This window comes from Streptomyces sp. NPDC104814, assembly GCF_055583185.1.
This window is the reverse complement of record NZ_JBVJOL010000002.1, coordinates 328,060-344,348: the sequence shown is the minus strand read 5'-3', so window position 1 is coordinate 344,348 and position 16,289 is coordinate 328,060. Positions and strand designations below refer to the sequence as shown.

The window sequence follows — 16,289 nt, the reverse complement described above, 5'->3', positions numbered from 1 at the left end:
GGGGCCCGGGATACCGGGGCGCGGGCACGCCGCCGGGAACCGGGCGCCGGGACGCGGGCGTGGCCATGGCCGGGGCGCCGGGGTGCGGGCGTAGTCGGGGGCGCGGGCTCGGGTAGGCGGGGGGCTCGTTGGGCGGGGGGTGGGGGGATCCGACCCGGCGGTACATGGTGTCGGCCCGATAAGGCAGTCTTGTCCCGTGCCCGAACCCGAATCCCGTCATCCCGACCCCGTAGCGCACCCCGTCCACCCGCACGCCGCGACGCTGAAGCGGCTGGAGAAGTCCTCCGGTTCGCTCGCCGCGCAGGCGATCGCGCGGATGGACGAGACGCTGCCCTGGTACCGGGCGATGCCTCCGGAGAACCGTTCCTGGATCGGGCTGGTGGCCCAGGCGGGCATCGCCGCGTTCACCGAGTGGTTCCGGCACCCCGAGACCCCGCAGGCCATCTCGACGGACGTCTTCGGCACCGCGCCGCGCGAGCTGACCCGGGCGATCACGCTGCGGCAGACCGTGGAGATGGTGCGGACCACCATCGAGGTCATGGAGTCGGCCATCGACGAGGTGGCCGCCCCGGGCGACGAGAGCGTGCTGCGCGAGGCGCTGCTGGTGTACGCCCGCGAGATCGCCTTCGCGACCGCCCAGGTGTACGCGCAGGCCGCCGAGGCACGCGGTGCCTGGGACGCCCGCCTGGAGTCGCTCGTCGTCAACGCCGTGCTGAGCGGGGAGGCCGACGAGGGCGCCGTCAGCCGGGCCGCGGCCCTCGGCTGGAACTCCCCCGAACATGTGTGCGTGGTGCTGGGCACCGCCCCGGACGGGGACAGCGAGCTGACCGTGGAGGCGATCCGGCGCGCGGCCCGGCACGCCAAGCTCCAGGTGCTCACCGGTGTCCTGGGCACCCGCCTCGTCGTCGTCGCGGGCGGCAGCGACAACCCGCTGGCGGTGGCGAAGTCGCTGATCGGCCCGTTCGCGGCGGGCCCGGTCGTGGCCGGCCCGATCGTGCCGGACCTGCTGGCGGCCACCCGGTCCGCGCAGGCCGCGGCGGCGGGCCTGAAGGCCTGCTCGGCGTGGCAGGACGCGCCGCGCCCGGTCCTGGCGGACGATCTGCTGCCGGAGCGCGCGATGGCCGGTGATCCGATGGCGCGCGAGCAGTTGGTGGAGGAGATCTACAGACCGCTGGAGGAGGCGGGCTCCGCTCTGCTGGAGACGCTCTCCGTCTACCTGGAACAGGCGAGCAGTCTGGAAGGGGCGGCCCGGATGCTGTTCGTGCACCCCAACACCGTGCGCTACCGGCTTCGACGTGTGACTGACGTCACCGGTTGGTCGCCGTCCGATGTACGCTCGGCGTTCACCTTGCGCATCGCACTGATTCTGGGGCGTCTGGCCGACGGTGATCCCCAGACCTAATGTTTTGTCGGGGGCCCACAAAACCCCCTCGTGTTCTTCGTCCTTGTCCCCACGGGCGGCCACGGCCGTCCCCAAGAGAGAGTGTGAGAGTGCTCGTACTCGTCGCTCCCGGCCAGGGCGCTCAGACGCCCGGCTTCCTGACTCCCTGGCTCGACCTGCCCGGCGCGGCCGACCGCGTCGCCGCCTGGTCCGAGGCCATCGGACTGGACCTCGCCCACTACGGCACGAAGGCCGACGCGGACGAGATCCGCGACACGGCGGTCGCCCAGCCGCTGCTGGTGGCGGCCGGCATCCTGTCCGCCGCGGCACTGGGTGACGTGTCCCCCGGCGCGGTCGCCGGGCACAGCGTCGGTGAGATCACCGCCGCCGCCTTCGCGGGCGTCCTGGACGACACCGCCGCCCTGACCCTGGTGCGCACCCGGGGTCTGGCGATGGCGGAGGCCGCCGCGATCACCGAGACCGGCATGTCGGCGCTGCTCGGCGGCGTCCCGGAGATCTCCGTGGCGCATCTGCACAAGCTCGGCCTGACCCCGGCGAACATCAACGGCGCCGGCCAGATCGTCGCCGCCGGCACGCTGGAGCAGCTCGCCGCGCTGAACGAGGACAAGCCCGAGGGCGTCCGCAAGGTCGTCCCGCTGAAGGTGGCCGGTGCCTTCCACACGCACCACATGGCCCCCGCGGTGGACAAGCTGGCCGAGGCCGCCAAGGCCCTCACGCCGGCCGACCCGGCGGTCCCGTACGTCTCCAACAAGGACGGGCAGGCCGTCGCCACCGGCGCGGAGGTGCTGGAGCGCCTGGTCGGCCAGGTCGCCAACCCGGTCCGCTGGGACCTGTGCATGGAGACCTTCCAGCAGCTCGGGGTCACCGCCCTGCTGGAGGTGTGCCCCGGCGGCACCCTGACCGGCCTGGCCAAGCGTGCCCTGCCGGGCGTGCAGACGCTGGCGCTGAAGACCCCCGACGACCTCGACGCGGCCCGCGAACTCATCGCCGAGCACGCCTGAGACGCCCAAGGAGCCGAATCGAACATGGCGAAGATCAAGGCCAGCAAGGGCGCCCCGTACGCGCGCATCGTCGGCGTCGGCGGCTACCGCCCGACCCGCGTGGTGCCCAACGAGGTCATCCTCGAGACGATCGACTCGTCCGACGAGTGGATCCGCTCCCGCTCCGGCATCCAGACCCGGCACTGGGCGAACGACGAGGAGACCGTCGCCGCGATGTCCGTCGAGGCGTCCGGCAAGGCGATCGCGGACGCCGGGATCTCCGCCGAGCAGATCGGCGCGGTGATCGTCTCCACCGTCTCGCACTTCAAGCAGACCCCGGCCGTCGCCACGGAGATCGCCGACAAGCTCGGCACGAACAGGGCCGCCGCCTTCGACATCTCCGCGGGCTGCGCCGGCTTCGGCTACGGCCTCACCCTGGCCAAGGGCATGATCGTCGAGGGCTCGGCCGAGTACGTGCTGGTCATCGGCGTGGAGCGGCTGAGCGACCTGACCGACCTGGAGGACCGCGCGACGGCCTTCCTGTTCGGTGACGGCGCCGGCGCCGTCGTGGTCGGCCCCTCGCAGGAGCCGCACATCGGCCCGACGGTCTGGGGCTCGGAGGGCGACAAGTCCGAGACCATCAAGCAGACGGTGCCGTGGACGGACTACCGCGAGGGCACGGTCGAGAAGTTCCCGGCCATCACGCAGGAGGGCCAGGCGGTGTTCCGCTGGGCCGTGTTCGAGATGGCCAAGGTCGCCCAGCAGGCGCTGGACGCGGCCGGCATCTCGGCCCACGAGCTGGACGTCTTCATCCCGCACCAGGCCAACGAGCGGATCATCGACTCGATGGTGAAGACCCTGAAGCTGCCGGAGACGGTCACGGTCGCCCGTGACGTGCGCACCACCGGCAACACCTCCGCCGCCTCGATCCCGCTCGCGATGGAGCGGCTCCTGGCGACCGGGGAGGCGAAGAGCGGCGACACCGCGCTCGTCATCGGATTCGGGGCGGGTCTCGTCTACGCCGCGACGGTCGTTACCCTCCCCTAGGCACTCCGTGCCGGAACATCGTCTCCGGTACGGCGCGCAGCAGCACCACCCTGCCGCTCCCGCGGCGGGCGCCACACCCTGAAGAACACAGCAGAAGGAGCGCCATCATGGCCGCCACTCAGGAAGAGATCGTCGCCGGTCTCGCGGAGATCGTGAACGAGATCGCCGGGATCCCGGTTGAGGACGTCCAGCTGGACAAGTCCTTCACCGACGACCTGGACGTCGACTCGCTGTCCATGGTCGAGGTCGTCGTCGCCGCCGAAGAGCGTTTCGACGTCAAGATCCCGGACGACGACGTCAAGAACCTCAAGACCGTCGGCGACGCGACCGACTACATCCTCAAGCACCAGGCCTGAGTCCCGCTCGGGCCGGGTGCCCCGGCCCCGCCACCCGGCGGTGGCGCCGAGACTAATCCTCGTTCGATCGTTGGAGAAAGAATTCCCGTGAGCTCGACCAATCGCACCGTGGTCGTCACCGGTATCGGCGCAACCACACCGCTGGGTGGCGACGCGGCCTCGACCTGGGAGGGTCTGGTCGCCGGACGTTCCGGCGTCAAGCCCCTGGAGCAGGACTGGGCGGCCGACCAGGCCGTCAAGATCGCGGCCTCGATCGCCGTGGAACCGACCGAGGTCATTCCGCGGCCGCAGGCCCGCAAGCTGGACCGCTCGGCGCAGTTCGCGCTGATCGCGGCCGAGGAGGCGTGGAAGGACGCCGGCTTCGAGGCGAAGGCCGGCGACGACCCGAACATCGACCCCGACCGGCTCGGCGCGGTCATCGCCTCCGGCATCGGCGGCGTGACGACCCTGCTGGACCAGTACGACGTGCTGAAGGACAAGGGCGTCCGCCGCGTCTCCCCGCACACCGTCCCCATGCTGATGCCGAACAGCCCCTCGGCCAACGTGGGTCTGGCCGTGGGCGCCCGCGCGGGCGTGCACACGCCGGTCTCCGCGTGCGCCTCCGGCGCCGAGGCCATCGGCTACGCCATCGAGATGATCCGCACCGGCCGTGCCGACGTCGTCGTCGCCGGCGGTACGGAGGCGGCGATCCACCCGCTGCCGATCGCCGCGTTCGGCAACATGATGGCGATGTCCAAGAACAACGACGACCCGCAGGGCGCCTCGCGCCCCTACGACGTCGCCCGGGACGGTTTCGTCCTCGGCGAGGGCGCCGGTGTGCTCGTCCTGGAGTCCGCCGAGCACGCCGCCAAGCGCGGTGCCCGGGTGTACGCGGAGGCGGTCGGCCAGGGCATCTCCGCCGACAGCCACGACATCGTGCAGCCGGAGCCGGAGGGCCGCGGCATCGCGCACGCCCTGCAGAACCTGCTGGACCGCACCGACCTGGACCCCGCCGAGATCGTGCACGTCAACGCGCACGCGACCTCGACGCCGGCCGGTGACATCGCGGAGCTGAAGGCGCTGCGCAAGGTCTTCGGCGACGACGCCGACCACATGGCGGTCTCGGCGACCAAGTCGATGACCGGTCACCTGCTCGGTGGCGCCGGTGGTGTCGAGTCCGTCGCGTGCGTGCTCGCGCTGTACCACCGGGTGGCTCCGCCGACCATCAACGTCGAGAACATCGACCCCGAGGCCGAGGCCAACGCGGACGTGGTCCGCGGGGAGGCGCGCAAGCTGCCCGTCGAGGGCCGTCTCGCCGCGCTGAACGACTCGTTCGGCTTCGGCGGTCACAACGTGGTGCTGGCGTTCCGGACGGTCTGACAGTCGCGTACCCGTGTGCGAAGGGCCCCCACCTCCGGGTGGGGGCCCTTTCGGGTTCGTGCCTCTCAGACCACCTGGTGGAGCCACCGCACCGGGGCGCCTTCGCCCGCGTACCGGAACGGTTCGAGTTCGTCGTCCCAGGGCTTGCCGAGGAGTCTGGCGATCTCGGCCTCGAGGTCGGTCTCGTCTCGCTGGGAGCGCAGCAGGGCGGCGCGCAGGCGGTCCTCGGGGATGAGGATGTCGCCGTGGATGCCGGTGACGGCGTGGAAGATGCCGAGGTCGGGGGTGCAGGAGTAGCGCTCGCCCTCGGCGCTCGCGCAGGGCTCGGCGGTCACCTCGAAGCGCAGCAGGTGCCAGCCGCGCAGCGCGGAGGCGAGTTTGGAGGCGGTGCCCGCCTCGCCCTGCCAGGAGAACTCCGAGCGCCAGGTGCCGGGCGCGGCGGGCTGCCGGATCCAGTCGAGGTTGACGCGCGTGCCGAGCACCCCGGCGACGGCCCACTCGACGTGCGGGCACAGCGCGCGCGGCGCGGAGTGCACGTACAGAACTCCACGTGTCGTCACCGGGACCTCCGGGCAGGCGGGTCGTCTTGCGGGCGGGGCGGCGGCCGTCAGGCCACGTTGATGGCGAGGCTACCGTGCGGCGGCGCAAGGAGTGTGACGTACCGTCGGTCCCGGCGCCCTGAAACGCCCCCATTCACCCGGCAGGACGCCTGGGACGGGCCCGGTGGACCGGGTGGGGGACGGCGCGGACGGGCGTGCCGCGGCCCGGACGACCGGCCGGGCGGGCCCGAATGGCGGGTGTGAGCCGTTGCACGGCACGCTGGGGAACTGCGGTGCGTTGTCATGCCGGGAGGAGTCTGCCGGACGAGGTGAGGGGATCTGCTGCGGATGCGCAAGCGAAGCCACCGGGCGCGGGCCGTCGCGGCGGCCGTGGCGGCCGTCGTGCTGGGCGCCGCGGGCTGTGACGCGGTCGGCGGGGACACCCCAGGTACTCAGGCGCGCTCGGCGCGTCCGTCGCCGACGCCGTCGTGGAACACCAGACCGGACTCGGTCGCCGCGGTGGGTGACTCCATCACGCGCGGTTTCGACGCCTGCTCGGTGCTGTCGGACTGCCCGGAGGTGTCCTGGGCGACCGGCAGCAGCCTGGGCGTCGAGTCGCTGGCGGTGCGGCTGCTCGGCCGGGAGCGGGCGGCCGGCCACAGCTGGAACTTCGCGGTGACGGGGGCGCGGATGGCCGACCTGCCGGCCCAGATGGCGCAGGCGGTGGCGCACCGGCCCCAGTTGGTGACGGTGATGGCGGGGGCGAACGACGCCTGCCGGGACAGTACGGCGGCGATGACGCCCGTGGCGGACTTCCGTGCCCGGTTCGAGGAGGCCCTGCACACGCTGCGCCGGAGCCTGCCCAGGGCCCAGGTGTACGTGGCGAGCGTGCCGGATCTGAAGCGGCTGTGGTCGCAGGGGCGGACCAACGCGCTCGGCAAGCAGATCTGGAAGCTGGGCATCTGCCCGTCGATGCTGGGTGACGCGGACTCCTTCAGTTCGGCGGCGGTCCTGCGCCGGGACACCGTGCAGGACCGGGTGGAGGCGTACAACGCGGTGCTGAAGGACGTGTGCGCCAGGGACCGGTACTGCCGCTTCGACGGCAACGCGGTGCACGACTTCCGCTTCGGCACGGGGCAGTTGAGTCACTGGGACTGGTTCCACCCCAGCGCGGACGGACAGGCCCGGCTGGCGGAGATCGCCTACCGCACGGTGACGGCGGGGCAACCCACCAGGTGAGCCCGCTCGCCGGCCTGCCATGTGAGGCCCGCTCGTCCGCTCGGGTGGGTCCGGGGGCACCGCGCCTCCCGGCCGGCCCGATCCGCCGGGCAGCACCTAGGGTTTCCCACATGAGCGAACTGTTCGGCACACTTTCCGACGGCACGGCGGTGCACCGCTGGACGCTGGAGCGCGCGGGCGTGCGGGTGCGGGTTCTGTCGTACGGCGGGGTCGTGCAGACGGTCGAGGTCCCGGACCGTCAGGGGCGGGCCGGGGGCGTGGTGCTGGGGTTCGGCGACCTGGAGGGGTACCTCGCCCATCCCGAGCCGCATCTCGGGGCGCTGGTCGGGCGGTACGCCAACCGGATCGCGGGCGCCCGCTTCACCCTAGACGGGCGGACGTACCCGCTGGCGGCGAACGAGGGGCGCAACTCGCTGCACGGCGGTGAGCGCGGGTTCGACAAGCGCGTGTGGGACGTCGAACCGGTGGAGCACGGGGTGCGGCTGTCCCGGGTCAGCCCGAGCGGCGAGGAGGGCTTCCCGGGCCGGCTCGAGGTCACGGCGACGTACAGCCTGGACGCCTCCGGGGCGCTGCACGTGGCGTACGAGGCGGTCACGGACGCGCCGACCGTGGTGAACCTGACCAACCACAGCTACTTCAACCTGGCCGGCGCGGGCCCCGCGGGCGAACATGAACTGCGCCTCGCGGCCTCCCGTTACACCCCGGTCGACGGCGCTTCGATCCCGACCGGCGAACTCGCGGACGTCACCGGTACCCGCTTCGACTTCCGTACGCCCCGCAGGACCGGCTCGGGCTACGACCACAACTTCGTGCTGGACAAGGGCGTCACACCGGATCCGGTGGAGGTGGCCGAGCTGTACGACCCGGCGTCGGGGCGGGTGCTGACGGTGGCGACGACCGAGCCCGGTGTGCAGCTCTACACCGCCGACCACCTGGGCGAGCCGTTCGCCCCGGGGGACGGCGTGGCGCTGGAGACCCAGCACTTCCCGGACTCCCCGAACCGGCCGGAGTTCCCGAGCACGGTGCTCAGGCCGGGCGAGGTGTACCGCTCGGAGACGGTGTACGCCTTCTCCGTGCGCTGATCGGCGTGAGCCCCGGTCCGGGGTCAGGTCCCGGACCGGGGCTGCTGGTGGGGGGCCGTCCCCCGTCAGGTGGGGCGGCGTCCCGGATCAGACGTTAATCGTGGCGGAGATGCGGCGGTCGGCGATCGAGCGTCCGGCCTGGATCTCGTACGAACCCTTCACACATGACCATGAGTCGGTCGTCTCGTCCCAGATCTCGAAGGCGCGGCGCGGCAGCTCGACGACCGCCTCGGCGGCCTCGCCCGGCCCGGCCTCGACGCCCGCGAAGCCGGCCAGCCACCGCGCCGGGCGGCTCGCGTCGGGCTCGACGGGCGCGAGGTAGACCTGCACGACCTCGCGCCCGGCCCGGGTGCCGCTGTTGCGCACCCGCACGGTCACGGTGGTCCCGTCGGTCTCGAGAGCCTCGTAGGTCCAGTCGGTGTAGCCGAGGCCGTGTCCGAAGGGGTAGGCGGGGGTGCGGCCCTCCTTCTCCCAGGCGCGGTAGCCGATGAACACGTCCTCGTCGTAGGCGAGCCGGCCGTCGGCGGGCACGACCCGGGTGACGGGCGCGTCCGCGAGGGAGCCCCAGGTGGTGGGCAGCCGGCCGCCCGGCTCGTACGCGCCGGTGAGCACGTCGGCCAGGGCGGCGCCGCCCTCCTGGCCGGGGAACCAGCTCAGCAGCACGGCGGCGACCTGGTCGCGCCAGGGCAGTTCCACCGGGGAGCCGGAGTTGACGACCACGACGGTGTCCGGGTTGGCGGCGGCGACCGCGCGCACCAGGTCGTCCTGGCGGCCGGGCAGCGTCAGGTCCGTGCGGTCGAAGCCCTCGGACTCGACGCGTTCGGTGGTGGCGACCACGACGACGGCGGTGTCGGCGGCGCGGGCGGCCTCGACGGCCTCGGCGATCAGCTCCTCGGGGTCGCGCTGCGGCGCCTGGTGGGCGAGCGCGAACAGCACGGCCTTGAGCGGCCGGTCCTCCGGCTGTTCGACGACATGGGTCAGGGAGACCTCGACGGGCTCCCCGGCGCGCAGTTCGGCCTGGGCGCGGGGCACCGGGGAGCCGAAGAAGGCCTCGAAGGGGTCGCCGTCGGCGGCCGGGGGCTGGACGTCGTCGAAGTACGCGGTGCCGTCGACGCGGAGGGTGAAGGCGCCGGTGCCGCGGATGCCGAAGGTGTGCGGCCCGCTCTCGCGCGGGGTGAACGTGCCGGTCAGTTCGACGGAGTGCAGCCTGTCGTGGGTGACGCCCTCGGGCAGGTCCGCGCCGAGCCACTGCAACTGCCCGTTCGGGGCGGACGCGGTGCCGATGACCTCGCCGTCGCGATCGCGGCAGACGGCGCGCAGGGTGAAGCCCTGGCCGGCGACGGACAGTTCGGTGGCGGGGTCGGCGCCGAGGGCGTAGCGGACGGCGCCTTCGGGCAGGGCGGCGGTGAGGCCGTCGAGCGGGGAGACGACGTGGTCCGGGAAGACGGTGGCGGAGCCGCCGCCGAGGACGCGGGCGTCGCGGGCGGCGGCGCCGATGAGGGCGACGGTGCGGCCGGGCTTCAGCGGCAGCGCGGCGTCCTGGTTGCGGACCAGGACGAAGGAGCGGCGGGCGATCTCGCGGGCGAGCGCGTCACCGTCGACGGGGGCGGGGAGTTCGGTGACGGCCGGCTCGGCGCCGGTGAGGGCGCCGACACGCGCGGCGAGCCGCAGGACGCGGCGTACGGCGTCGTCGACGGCGCTCTCGGTGACCTCGCCGTCGCGTACGGCCCGGGCGAGGGCCTCGCCGTAGACGGTCTGCGGGCCGGGCATCGCCACGTCGAGTCCGCCGGCGAGGGCGCCGGTGGTGTCGCGGGCGGCGAACCAGTCGGAGACGTTGAAGCCGTCGAAGCCCCATGCGCCGCGCAGCACCTCGTTCACCAGGTGGTGGTGCTCGGTCATGGTGGTGCCGTTGACCGCGTTGTAGGCGGTCATGACGCCCCAGGGACGGGCGTTGTCCACGATCGCCTCGAAGGTCGCCAAATACAGCTCGCGCAGGGCGCGGGCGGAGACGCGGTTGTCGACGGTGAAGCGGTCGGTCTCGGCGTCGTTGGCCACGAAGTGCTTGACGGTGGTGCCGACTCCGCCGGACTGCACGCCTCGCACATAGCCGGTGCCGATGCGGCCGGTGAGGTAGGGGTCCTCGCTGTAGGCCTCGAAGTGGCGGCCGCCGAGCGGGGAGCGGTGCAGGTTGACGGTGGGGGCGAGCAGGACGTGGACGCCCTTGCGGCGGGCCTCCTGGGCGAGCAGCACGCCGGCCCGGCGGGCGAGTTCCGGGTCCCAGGTGGCGGCCAGGGCGGTCGGGGACGGCAGGGCGACGGAGGGGTCGTCGGCGCTCCAGCGCACGCCGCGCACGCCGATCGGCCCGTCGGACATGACGAGGGACGTCAGACCGATCTCGGGCAGTGCGGGCAGGGACCACATGTCCTGGCCGGCCAGCAGCCGGGTCTTGGCATCCAGGTCGAGCTTGCCGAGTGCGGCCTCGACGGCCGCCTCGCGGGCCTCGTCGGCCGGGGTGCGCTGGGCCGGGGTGCGCTGGGCCGGGGTGCGCTGGGTTCCCGCCATCGCGGTGCCTCCTCGTTGCCTTCGTGCAGGTGGCTCCATCGTGCACCGGTTACCTGTAGAGCGGTAGGTTTCGTTATCCTGCCGTTATGAATCGTGAGGGGCATGCCGTACGGTGACGCCATGAACGCAAGGGTCAGGAGCGAGGAGCGGCGCGCGGAGATCGTGCGGGCGGCCCTGGAGGTGATCGCCGAGCGCGGGTACCGCGGGGCGAGCCTGGGCGCGGTGGCGGAGCGGGTCGGGCTGACCCAGCAGGGGCTGCTGCACTACTTCCCGACGAAGGACGCGCTGCTGGTCGCGGTGCTCGAGGAGCGGGACCAGTGGGACGCGGTGCCGGACAGCCGCTGGCGCCTGGACCTGCTCGCCGCCCTGGTGGAGTACAACGCGATGCGCCCCGGCATCGTCCAGACCTTCTCGGCGCTGCTCGGGGAGAGCGTCACGGAGGAGCACCCGGCCCGCGCCTACTTCACCGACCGCTACCGCCGGGTGCGGGAGAACATGGCGGCCGTGCTGCGCACCGAGTACGGCGACCGCCTGCCCAACGGCCTCACCCCCGAACGTACGGCCCCGCTGCTGGTCGCGGTGATGGACGGCCTGCAGTACCAGTGGCTGCTGGACCCGGAGAACGTCGACATGCCGGGCGCGTTCCGGGACTTCCTGCGACTGCTGGGCGAGCCGGTCGACTGAGGGCGGGGCGGGGCTGAGGGCGGGGCGGGGCTGAGGGCGGGGCGGGGGCACGGGGCGCGGCCGGGAGGCTGAAGGCGGCGCGGGGGCGCAGGGGGCGCGGGCCGGCGGCTGAGGGCGGCACGGGCGGTAGAGGGGCGCCGGCCGGGCGGACCTGGGCGGACCCGGTGGTGCGTTCGGCCGGGTTGTAGAGTCGCCGTCCGTGACCGACGCCACCGTTCCGGACCACGCCCGCATCACCGAACTCCTCGATGCCGTAAGGGAATCGGGCGTGCGCCTTCTCGCGAGCGTCGAGCCGCTGACCGACGCACTGGCCCGCCGGCCCTCCGCGCTCCCCGGCTGGAGCCGCGCCCATGTCCTCACGCACCTTGCCCGCAGCGCGGACGCCTATGTATGGCTGCTGACTCTGGCCCGCACCGGCAGGGAGCCCGGCCCCAGGGCCGACGCCGCCGCCCTGGAACGGGCCCTGTGCGAGGGCGCCGAGCGTGACGCGGCCGCGCTGGTGGCCGATCTGCGCGCCGGCCTGGACCGGCTGTCCGACGCGGCGGCGGCCCTGCCCGCGGACCGCTGGCACACTTCGGTCTCCGCGCTCGCCGGGTGGCGGCACCCCGCCTGGTTCACGCTGCACCGCGCCCGGCGGGAGCTGGAGGCCCACCACGTCGACCTGAGCCTGGGCTACTCCCCCGCCGACTGGCCCCCCGGCTATGTCACCTGGGCCCTGGACGAGACGGTCGCGACACTGGCCGCCCGCCGCTTCCCCGTCGCCCGCCTCGAAGCGACCGACCTCGACCGTGCCTGGACCCTCGCCCCGGCCGGCCCCACCGTGACCGGCGCGGGGCACGCGCTGCTGGCCTGGCTGTCCGGCCGCGGCGAGGAGAGTTGTCTGCGGTCGGACGGCCGGCTCCCGAGCCCACCGCCCTGGCCGCTGCCGCCGGTCCCGGGCTGGACCTGACGGGGCCGTGGCGGGCTCACCTGCCGGCCGGTACCGCGGCCACCACGCAGCGCGGTCTGACCGACAACACCATGGTGCAGGCCACTTCCGTCACGCGATACTGCGCTCGTCCCGCGAGTACGCACCCCACGGCGACGGAAAGGACGACAACCTCCTTGATTCCCTCACGCGTTCGCGCTGCCGCCCTCGGCCTGGCCCTCACCGCGACCCTGGCCGCGCCCACCACCGTCTCGGCGGCGCCCTCGACGCCCCTCGCCCCCACCGTCGAGGAGCAGCGCCTCGATCAGGCGGCACCGCAGGAGATCCTGCACCGGTCCGGGTTCGACGCCGTGGCGCGGCAGTTCGGCCGGGCGCTGCACGGCACGCACTCCTGCGCGCAGGCGCGTCGGGTCGTCGTACAGGAAGGGGCCGCGCTGTGGCGGCGGGCCGTGGACCGGGCGCAGGGGCGGAGGCCCGCGGGCGGCGACCTGAGCCGGGACGACGACCGGCCGCTGTACTGGGCGCGATTGGCGATGACACGGCAACTGCGGAGCTGGCAGCCGCACTTCGCGCTCGGTGACGCTCAACGAGCGGCACTGCTGGACGACTTGGAGCGTGCCTCGCGCGGGCAGAGCGATGTCCGGTATCCGGGGGCCGCGCACGGGATGAAGCGGGTTCTGGTCACCGGGTTCGACCCGTTCACGCTCGACCGGGACATCCGCATCTCCAACCCGTCCGGCGCGTCCGCGCTGGCTCTGGACGGCACGGTGATCGAGACGGCCGGCGGTCCGGCGCGGGTGGAGACCGTGGTGTTCCCGGTGCGCTGGCGGGACTTCGCGCAGGGGACGGTGGAGCGGGCGCTGCGGCCGTATCTGCCGCGGGTGGACCTGTTCACGACGGTGAGCCAGGGCCGCGTCGGGCGCTTCGACGTCGAGCGCACCAACGGGGCCTGGCGGGGCGGCTCCCCGGACAACGAGAACACCGGTACGGCCGGCCCCGTGCCGGTCGGCGATCCGGCGACGCAGCCGCAGTGGACGACGACGACCCTGCCGTACGCCCGGATCGTGGCGGCGGACACGGGGCGGTACCCGGTGTACGACAACACGTCCGTGACCGAGATCCCGGCGGGCGGCGGGGAGCCGGTGGTGCGGCCGGACGGACCGACGCCGGGGTCGGAGGCGCGGGCCGGGGGCGGCGGGAACTACCTGTCCAACGAGATCGCCTACCGGGCGACGCTGCTGCGCGACCGGCTCGGCCTGCACGACACGCTGCCGGGCGGGCACGTGCACACGCCGGTGCTGCAGTTCGGCGCGGGCAACACGGACCCGGCGACGGGGGCCGTCACGGACCCGGAGTTCGTCCGCAACCGGCTGGACATCATCGCCCAGGTGCGGGCGATCCTGTCGGTGGCTGCGGGAACGGCGTAGCGGCCTCCTCGTCGTCGCGCTCGCCCTCCTCGATCTCCTCGCCCCGCAGGTCGCGTGCGAGGAGGGTGGCACCCGCGACGGCGCCCGGCATCAGGAACACGGCGACGAAGGGGACCAGGAAGGCCAGGCCCAGGGGGGTGCCGAAGCCCCAGACGAGGAGCTTGCGCGAGCGCAGCAGGGCGAGGCGCTCGCGCAGGGCGACGCCGCGCCGCTCCAGGGCGACCGCGGCCAGTTCCTCGGTGAGGAAGAACCCGGTGACGAAGAAACCGATCACCGGGATCACGGTCTGGCCGACGACGGGCACGAATCCGAGGGCGAAGAGCAGTACCCCCCACAGCGCGGCCCGCACCAGGATGCGCAGGCTGTCGCGGGCGGAGATCCACAGCTCCTGCCACAGCGGCCGGTCCGACTCGGGCGCGGTGCCGTCGGGGGACACGTCCCGATCGACCCTCTCGGAGAGGTTCTCGTAGAAGGGCTGGCCGATCAGCAGGGTGACGGCGGTGAAGGACAGGACGGCGAGAAGCAGGCCCAGCGCGAAGAGCACGGCGGTGAGGAAGCCGCGGAACAGGCCCTGCCAGGGGCTCGTCCAGCCGTCGGCGAACGGCGTCGTCCACGCCACGAAGTCCTCGCCCCACAGCGCCAGGGCGACGAGCGCCGCGGCGTACAGCACGAGCGTGACGAGACCGGGCAGCAGCCCGAACCCGTAACTCCTCCCATGCCGGGCCACCCACCGCTGGCCTTTGAGCAGATAGCCGAAGCCCACCCCGAGATCACGCATACGAGCACTCTAACGACCCCGGACCCGCTGCCCCGCGGCCCACTGGCCACCCTGACCCGCTGCCCCGCGGCCCACTGGCCACCCTGACCCGCTGCCCGGCCGGCCCACTGGCCCCACCGCGGCGACCGCGGACACCCCCGACCGCCGGCCGCCAGGGGATCGCCGGGCCGGGCATCCGGCACGGCCGCGGCGGCCGCCACCGGTGGGCGGCGGCCCGAGCGCGCGGTGGGGCGGTGCGCCGCGCGCAACCGTCCAGGGCGCCGTGGCCCCGGGCCGGGGCTGGTCAGGGGGTGAGCATTTTGTGGAGGAGGGCCCTGAGAGTCTCGCGTTCCGTGTCGGAGAGGGCTGCCAGGGGTTCACGGGCGAAGCGGAGGCCGTCGCGGAGGTCGCGGGCGACGCGGCGGCCCTCGTCGGTGGCGGCCGCCAGCTTCACCCGGCGGTCGGCCGGGTCCGGGCGGCGTTCGACCAGACCGCGCGCCTCCAGCCGGTCCACGATCCCGGTGACGTTGGACGGCTCGCACTTCAGCTTCTGCGCCAGCTTGCGCATCGGCAGCGGCTCCAGGGACAGCACGCTGAGCAGGCGCGCCTGGGCACCGGTCAGCGTGTGCTGACCCGCGGCCTCCTCGTAGTCGGCGTAGAAGCGGGCCACGACGTCCCCGATGAGCTCGACGACCTCGAGGGTCAGCGGGTCGGGGCGGCGGGAGGTGTGTGGGGTGGCCATGGCGTCCAGGGTACCCCTTTACTTGACAACCTGAAATATTCAGGAGCATCGTTGTTTCAGGTACTGAAGTAATTGGTACCGCAGCAACCTCCTGAACCCCCCACCGAAAGGCCCTGTCATGATCAACCGCGAATGGCACCTGCTCAGCCGCCCCGTCGGCTGGCCGAAGCCCGAGGACTTCGCCCTGGTCGAGGCGGAGGTACCGGAGCCGGGTGAGGGTCAGGTCCTGGTACGGAACAAGTACCTCTCCGTGGACCCGTACATGCGCGGCCGGATGAGTGCCGCGAAGTCCTACGCCGCCCCGTTCGAGCTCGGCAAGGCCATGCAGGGCGGCGCGGTCGGCGAGGTGATCGAGTCGAACGCCGAGGGCATCGCGGCCGGCGACCACGTCCTGCACTTCTTCGGCTGGCGCGAGTACGCCGTCCTGGACGCGAAGCACGCGGTCAAGGTCGGCCCGACCGCCGTACCGTCCGTCAAGGTCGACCCCGAGGGCGTACCCCTGTCGGCCTACCTCGGCGTGCTCGGCATGACCGGCCTCACCGCCTACGCCGGCCTGCTGCGCACCGCGTCCTTCAAGGAGGGCGACGTCGTCTTCGTCTCAGGCGCGGCCGGTGCCGTCGGCAGCCAGGTCGGGCAGATCGCCAAGCTCAAGGGCGCCTCCCGGGTCATCGGCTCGGCCGGCTCCGACGAGAAGGTCAAGCTCCTGGTCGAGGAGTACGGATTCGACGCCGCGTTCAACTACAAGAACGGCCCCGTGGCCGAGCAGCTGCGCGCCGCCGCCCCCGACGGCATCGACGTGTACTTCGACAACGTCGGCGGGGACCACCTGGAGGCCGCCATCGGCTCCCTGAACGAGGGCGGCCGGATCGCGGTCTGCGGAATGATCTCGGTGTACAACAACACCGAGCCCGCCCCCGGCCCGAAGAACCTCGCCCGCCTCATCCAGACCCGTGGCCGCATCGAGGGCTTCCTGGTCGGCGACCACTACGACCTGCAGCCGCAGTTCGTCCAGGAGGTCGGCCCGTGGGTCGCCTCGGGCGCGCTGAAGTACCGGGAGACCGTGGTCGAGGGCGTCGAGAACACCCTGGAGGCGTTCCTCGGGGTCCTGCGCGGCGACAACATCGGAAAGATGGTCGTCAAGCTCTAGCCTTTCGGGGATTTCCGGTATGCGGTAACTTCTTTCCG

15 protein-coding genes are annotated in these 16,289 nt (G+C 73.0%); 11 read left to right on the top strand and 4 right to left on the bottom strand.

The window, feature by feature from the left end; all coding sequences use genetic code 11:
• Positions 1-196 precede the first annotated feature (196 nt).
• The 5 genes from fasR to fabF all read left to right on the top strand — a co-directional run bounded on the left by fasR (position 197) and on the right by fabF (position 5,144).
• On the top strand, positions 197-1,402 hold the full coding sequence (fasR, locus tag ACZ64A_RS10105; protein ID WP_469809465.1) for a fatty acid biosynthesis transcriptional regulator FasR: 1,206 nt from the start codon (positions 197-199) through the stop codon (positions 1,400-1,402).
• 89 nt (positions 1,403-1,491) lie between these two features.
• Entirely contained in the window at positions 1,492-2,403 is a 912-nt protein-coding gene (locus ACZ64A_RS10100) for an ACP S-malonyltransferase (RefSeq protein WP_469809464.1), read from the top strand.
• Positions 2,404-2,427: 24 nt separating this feature from the next.
• Complete coding sequence (locus tag ACZ64A_RS10095) at positions 2,428-3,429, top strand: beta-ketoacyl-ACP synthase 3 (RefSeq protein WP_469809463.1); 1,002 nt, start codon at positions 2,428-2,430, stop codon at positions 3,427-3,429.
• Positions 3,430-3,536: 107 nt separating this feature from the next.
• Complete coding sequence (locus ACZ64A_RS10090) at positions 3,537-3,785, top strand: acyl carrier protein (RefSeq protein WP_004931691.1); 249 nt, start codon at positions 3,537-3,539, stop codon at positions 3,783-3,785.
• Positions 3,786-3,872: 87 nt separating this feature from the next.
• Positions 3,873-5,144 (top strand): beta-ketoacyl-ACP synthase II, encoded by a 1,272-nt coding sequence (gene fabF / locus ACZ64A_RS10085; protein ID WP_469809462.1) that lies wholly within the window; start codon positions 3,873-3,875, stop codon positions 5,142-5,144.
• A gap of 65 nt (positions 5,145-5,209) precedes the next feature.
• On the opposite strand, the gene ACZ64A_RS10080 is transcribed toward fabF, so the two are convergent.
• Positions 5,210-5,704: a DUF3145 domain-containing protein gene (locus ACZ64A_RS10080; RefSeq protein ID WP_361631989.1), complete on the bottom strand. Its 495-nt coding sequence runs from the start codon at positions 5,702-5,704 to the stop codon at positions 5,210-5,212.
• A gap of 327 nt (positions 5,705-6,031) precedes the next feature.
• Here ACZ64A_RS10080 and ACZ64A_RS10075 point away from each other — a divergent pair, with 327 nt between their 5' ends.
• Together ACZ64A_RS10075 and ACZ64A_RS10070 are read left to right on the top strand one after the other, a co-directional pair.
• Entirely contained in the window at positions 6,032-6,922 is an 891-nt protein-coding gene (locus ACZ64A_RS10075; protein ID WP_469809460.1) for an SGNH/GDSL hydrolase family protein, read from the top strand.
• A 110-nt stretch (positions 6,923-7,032) separates the two neighbouring features.
• Complete coding sequence (locus tag ACZ64A_RS10070; RefSeq protein ID WP_469809459.1) at positions 7,033-8,004, top strand: aldose epimerase family protein; 972 nt, start codon at positions 7,033-7,035, stop codon at positions 8,002-8,004.
• A gap of 87 nt (positions 8,005-8,091) precedes the next feature.
• On the opposite strand, the gene ACZ64A_RS10065 is transcribed toward ACZ64A_RS10070, so the two are convergent.
• Entirely contained in the window at positions 8,092-10,566 is a 2,475-nt protein-coding gene (locus tag ACZ64A_RS10065) for a beta-glucosidase H (RefSeq protein WP_469809457.1), read from the bottom strand.
• Positions 10,567-10,668: 102 nt separating this feature from the next.
• Here ACZ64A_RS10065 and ACZ64A_RS10060 point away from each other — a divergent pair, with 102 nt between their 5' ends.
• The 3 genes from ACZ64A_RS10060 (at position 10,669) to ACZ64A_RS10050 (ending at position 13,605) form a co-directional block, all read left to right on the top strand.
• Positions 10,669-11,250 carry a TetR/AcrR family transcriptional regulator gene (locus ACZ64A_RS10060; RefSeq protein ID WP_469809456.1) on the top strand — a complete coding sequence of 194 codons (582 nt, stop codon included), beginning with the start codon at positions 10,669-10,671 and terminating at the stop codon, positions 11,248-11,250.
• Positions 11,251-11,449: 199 nt separating this feature from the next.
• Positions 11,450-12,199, top strand: a complete 750-nt coding sequence (locus tag ACZ64A_RS10055) for a maleylpyruvate isomerase family mycothiol-dependent enzyme (RefSeq protein ID WP_469809455.1) — start codon at positions 11,450-11,452, stop codon at positions 12,197-12,199.
• A 155-nt stretch (positions 12,200-12,354) separates the two neighbouring features.
• On the top strand, positions 12,355-13,605 hold the full coding sequence (locus tag ACZ64A_RS10050) for a pyroglutamyl-peptidase I (protein ID WP_469809454.1): 1,251 nt from the start codon (positions 12,355-12,357) through the stop codon (positions 13,603-13,605).
• Here ACZ64A_RS10050 and ACZ64A_RS10045 read toward each other — a convergent pair.
• Positions 13,556-14,383: an EI24 domain-containing protein gene (locus tag ACZ64A_RS10045; protein ID WP_469809453.1), complete on the bottom strand. Its 828-nt coding sequence runs from the start codon at positions 14,381-14,383 to the stop codon at positions 13,556-13,558. The two genes, ACZ64A_RS10050 and ACZ64A_RS10045, sit on opposite strands and share 50 nt — an antisense overlap.
• 283 nt (positions 14,384-14,666) lie before the next feature.
• Positions 14,667-15,104 carry a MarR family winged helix-turn-helix transcriptional regulator gene (locus ACZ64A_RS10040; RefSeq protein ID WP_469809452.1) on the bottom strand — a complete coding sequence of 146 codons (438 nt, stop codon included), beginning with the start codon at positions 15,102-15,104 and terminating at the stop codon, positions 14,667-14,669.
• Positions 15,105-15,222: 118 nt separating this feature from the next.
• Here ACZ64A_RS10040 and ACZ64A_RS10035 point away from each other — a divergent pair, with 118 nt between their 5' ends.
• The gene (locus ACZ64A_RS10035; RefSeq protein WP_469809451.1) at positions 15,223-16,251 is read left to right on the top strand and encodes an NADP-dependent oxidoreductase; all 1,029 of its coding nucleotides are present in this window, start codon (positions 15,223-15,225) and stop codon (positions 16,249-16,251) included.
• Positions 16,252-16,289: the final 38 nt, after the last annotated feature.